The 4,035-nt window shown below is 64.1% G+C and carries 5 protein-coding genes; 3 read left to right on the top strand and 2 right to left on the bottom strand.

Translation table 11 applies throughout. The features are described 5' to 3' along the window. Positions 1-160: 160 nt before the first annotated feature. Positions 161-1,009 carry a DMP19 family protein gene (locus NFJ07_RS13840; RefSeq protein ID WP_269995163.1) on the top strand — a complete coding sequence of 283 codons (849 nt, stop codon included), beginning with the start codon at positions 161-163 and terminating at the stop codon, positions 1,007-1,009. Between the two features lie 145 nt (positions 1,010-1,154). Here the strand turns inward: NFJ07_RS13840 and NFJ07_RS13835 are convergent, their stop codons facing one another. Then, entirely contained in the window at positions 1,155-1,724 is a 570-nt protein-coding gene (locus NFJ07_RS13835) for a COG4315 family predicted lipoprotein (RefSeq protein ID WP_269995161.1), read from the bottom strand. Positions 1,725-1,879: 155 nt separating this feature from the next. Between NFJ07_RS13835 and NFJ07_RS13830 the strand changes: the two genes are divergently transcribed. Together NFJ07_RS13830 and NFJ07_RS13825 are read left to right on the top strand one after the other, a co-directional pair. Next, positions 1,880-2,380 carry a sigma-70 family RNA polymerase sigma factor gene (locus NFJ07_RS13830; RefSeq protein WP_269995159.1) on the top strand — a complete coding sequence of 167 codons (501 nt, stop codon included), beginning with the start codon at positions 1,880-1,882 and terminating at the stop codon, positions 2,378-2,380. After that, the gene (locus NFJ07_RS13825; RefSeq protein ID WP_269995158.1) at positions 2,377-3,084 is read left to right on the top strand and encodes an anti-sigma factor family protein; all 708 of its coding nucleotides are present in this window, start codon (positions 2,377-2,379) and stop codon (positions 3,082-3,084) included. Before NFJ07_RS13830 ends, NFJ07_RS13825 begins: the two co-directional genes overlap by 4 nt. Positions 3,085-3,119: 35 nt before the next feature. Here NFJ07_RS13825 and NFJ07_RS13820 read toward each other — a convergent pair whose 3' ends face one another. Further along, positions 3,120-3,932, bottom strand: coding sequence for a methylenetetrahydrofolate reductase (locus NFJ07_RS13820; RefSeq protein WP_269995156.1), 813 nt, complete (start codon positions 3,930-3,932; stop codon positions 3,120-3,122). Positions 3,933-4,035 lie beyond the last annotated feature (103 nt).

The raw sequence follows: 4,035 nt of genomic DNA, 5'->3' as shown, positions 1-4,035 counted from the left end.
CTTCGCTCCGCTCAGTCAGGGAACCCGGGCTGCTCATTGGGCCCACGCAGCCCTGAAACTTTGCCGGACGTTCACCTCTGCCTAGCTTGCCCGACGACCGCCCCCGCGTACGTTGAAAGGGTCCGGAGCAGCACAAGCTTCCCAGCAGTGAGGAAATCCCATGACCAGCAATGAGAACCCCGTCGTTCTGACGAAGGACAGCATCGAGGCCGACAACGCAGACGTTGTGGACGCGAATGTCACCGTGGTCAACGAGATGTACGAGGAGCTCCTCAACCATGAGGAAATCGCTACCAACGCCCTGCGCAGCTACTTTGTGGACTACTACCTGACACAGGCACTCGCGGGCGGGTTCGCCCAGTATGTGTTCACGGTCCCGGAACGCGAAGAGGTGGATGCGTTTGTCCGCGAAGGCCTCGAAGGAATGGGTGCCAAGGGCCACCTTGAGCTGTTCAACCGCACCGCCGCAGCTTTCGACGCGCTGTCCGAGGACGACGCCGAGGCCTACCTGGATGGCGACCTTGACGAGTCCGAGGAGGCACCGGAAGCCGTTGCTGAACTCGAGGCCCTCGACGGCGAATTCGAATCCCTCCTGGAAACCGAAGACATCATCGAACTCAACGCAGCGTGGCTCCGCAGCCAGGACGGTGTGCTCTACCTGGACGAGGAGCAGCTCAAGGCTTACATCGCCGAGCGCGTAGCCCTCATCCCGAACCTCGAAGAGCGCCAGGCCGAGGCCGCCGAAGCGGAACTCGAGAACGCCCCTGAATTCGAGCTCATCATCCGTGAACTGTGCGACGTTGCCGGCTACCAGCTGGAGAAGATCACCATGGGCGATCCCAACTACGAGCACGACGGCGAGACGATCCTCGCCTGGCACTTCACCACGGACCACGGCAACTACATCATGATCGAAGAGGACGACGAAGCCTTCATGATCCACCCGGAGACGAAGGAAATCATCGCCGCGGTGGAGTTCGAGGACGCTGACGAGTTCGAAGACGCCTAAAACGCTCGCTCACCTTTAGGGGTTCTGGGGCGGACGCTCGCTCACCTTTGAGGCCTCCTGGACAAACGCTCGCTCAGATCTTCCGGCCTGTCTGGAGAGATCTGAGCGAGCGTTTGCCTTTTGGGGTGCAAAGGTGAGCGAGGGTTTAGTAGCCCATGCTGCTCCCGCTCGGGGTGCTGCTCCCGCTTGGGGTCACCATGGAGCCGGACGGGCTGACCAAGGACCAGACACCGCCCACGCCCTGGCCGTAGGTGTCACTGGAGTCTTCGTCCTTGGAGTAGAAGTAGATGGGCAACCCGTTGATGGTGATCTGCATCTTGCCGTCCGCTGTCGGGATGGTGCCGATGGTTCCGGTTACCCCGTCAACCGCCGGCATGGCCGACGTCGTTGTCACGGCAGGCCAGAGGGTAGCGCAACCGCCGGCGCAGGCGCTCTTGCCGGAATCCTTGACGTCCTTCGCGAAGATGTAGACGCTCTTGCCGTTCGCCGCAACCACTCGATCGCCGACGCTCGACGACGCCGTCTTCAGTTCCGCCGCGCCAGCAGGAGTGCTCGACGCCGGAGCGCTTGAACTCGATGCCGCGGGGCTGGATGCCGAAGGGCTGGGACTGGTGGCGCTTGAGGACGTGGACGACGCGCCGGGGCTTCCCCCACAGGCAGTGAGGGCGATGGCCAGAGCAAGGATGCCGAGCCCGGTGCCGAGTTGCTTCTTCATGGTTTGCTCCTTCGCTTGGACCGGTCATGGACGTGCCGGAAGCTAACCCGTACGACGCTGCCGGGTGAAGAATGGTTCACAGGGCTTGAACCTTTTTCGTGGCGGGCACGTCGTATCGCACGAGAAGGGGAAGCCGCAGCACAGAGGAGGCCTCGATGCCGCTCGATGAGGACGTGGTGGCCGCGATCTATCGCGACCACGGCACAGCCCTGCGCCGCTTCGTGCTGAGCTGCACGCCGGACGCGCACATGGCTGAGGATGTGGTGCAGGAAACCATCCTCCGCGTATGGCAGCATGCCCCGCAGATCACCGGGAGCCTGCGCAGCTATTTGTTCCGCACTGCCCGCAATGTCATCATCGACAACTACCGCAAGGCGCAGCGGCGTCCGGCAGAGGCTGCCGAACGCGACATGGCGGACCCGGAGGAGGCCACCGAGCGCGTGGACGAGCTCCTCAACCGGGTCCTTATGGAGGAGGCGCTCCTGCGGCTCAGCACCGAACACCGGGAGGTCCTGGTAGCCCTGCATTACGAACGTTTCACGGTGAACGAGGCCGCGCTGAGGCTCAACATCCCCAGCGGCACGGTGAAATCCCGGGCCTTCTACGCCGTCAGGGGGCTTCGCACGATTCTCGACGAAATGGGGGTGCAGCGGTGAACGAAACCGGACTTCATCAATTGCTGGGCGCCTACTTGCTCGGCGGCCTGGAGCCTGCCGAGGCCCGGGTTTTCGAGGAGCACTTGGGAACCTGCGCTGATTGCCGGCTCGAGTTGGGCGAGCTGGAGAGCCTCCCTGCCCTCCTTGACGCCGTCCCCGTGCCCGACGCCGTCGCGCTCGCCGCCGGGCGCCCCGCCGTCGAGCCCTCCGCCTCGGTTCCTTCCGACGATCGCTCACTTTTGGGGGCTTTTTCAGAAAGGCTCCCGCAGCCGATTCTCCTCAAAATGGCAGCACGGCGACGGAAATCCCGACGCCGGTGGGTGGCTCTGGTGGGTGCCGTGGCCGCCGCTTGCCTTGGGTTGGGCATACTGGCGGGGCCGGTGTTGAACCAGCCACCAAAGCCTGACGCCAGCTACTCGCTGCAGACGGACAACGGCCTGCAGCTCACTGTGGGGCTCGTCAGGAAGTCGTGGGGGACCGAGCTGCAGCTGGAAGGCCGCAGTATGCCGCTGCAAGGCACGATGTACCTGTGGGTCAAGGGCCGCGACGGCACGGAGGAAATGGCCTGCGGTTGGACCGCGACGTCCAGCGGCCACATTAAGGTCACGGGCGCGACGCCGGTCCAGCTCGCCGGGATTTCGGGCGTGGAACTGCGCGATGACACCCAGAAGACGGTCGCGGTGATTTCGGTCCCGGGGAGCTAGGGGTCCCCAGGACCTAGGCGGTTAGCGGTGCGCGGCTACGCGGAAGCTGCTTCGCTGTCCGCAGGATCGGGCAGGCCGCTTCGCTCCCAGGTGGGCATGTCGAGTCGGTTGAAACTGTAGAGATGGATTCCCGAGACGCTATCCGGATGCGCCATGAGCCCGGAAACCAGGCTTTCCGGTGAGTACTTGTCCCCGCCTAGAAGCTTGCGGGCAAGGGTTCCTTTACTGCTGAGGAACTTCAAGGATGTCCCGACGCCGATCTGGGTTGCCAGGGCCAGCAGTTTTGTCCGGGATACGGCCCCGGCCACCCCTGCCCACAAGGGAAGCTCGACGCCTTCCCGGCGCAGGAGTGCTGCGTAATCGAGGACCTTCGGGGCGGAGAAGCACATTTGCGTGACAACGTGCGTGGCGAGGCCTTGCTTGGCTACCAGGGCATCCAGCAAATCCAGCCCGCTCACGGAAGGATGCCCCTCGGGGTAGCCGGCGATGCCCGCTGTGATCCTACCGCCGGAGTACTCGGCGATGTCAGCCAAAAGGGGAAGGGACGATCGGTAGGGGCCGGCACCAAGCGGACCGTCTCCACCGATGGCGAAGACCTCCGTGATCCCGGCGGCCTCGCAGTCCCGGAGGATGCCGGCAAGCTGCGCCCGGTCCTCCAGCCCGCGTGCCGAGAGGTGCGGAATCACGTTGTAGCCGAGGAGGCTGAGCTTGACGGAAGCCTCCATGGTCCGCGCGATGCCGTGATGGGGCAAACAGGTAACGGTGAGCGTTGTGGAAAGCGGCACTGCGGCCTGGACTTTCTCAACGATTCCGTCTGAGGGAATGATTTCAATCCGGGTGGGGAACATGCTGGCTCCTTACGGATCAGGCGATCGCGTGGTGTGCGAGGAGGGTGCGGGCTTCCTGGCGGGTGGTGCCGGAGTCCTGGATGCCGTCGGCGATGTGGGCCAG

Source organism: Arthrobacter sp. B2a2-09 (assembly GCF_027587375.1).
Lineage (GTDB): Bacteria > Actinomycetota > Actinomycetes > Actinomycetales > Micrococcaceae > Arthrobacter.
Note: the sequence above shows the minus strand (reverse complement) of the source record. Positions and strands in the feature narration are given on the sequence as shown.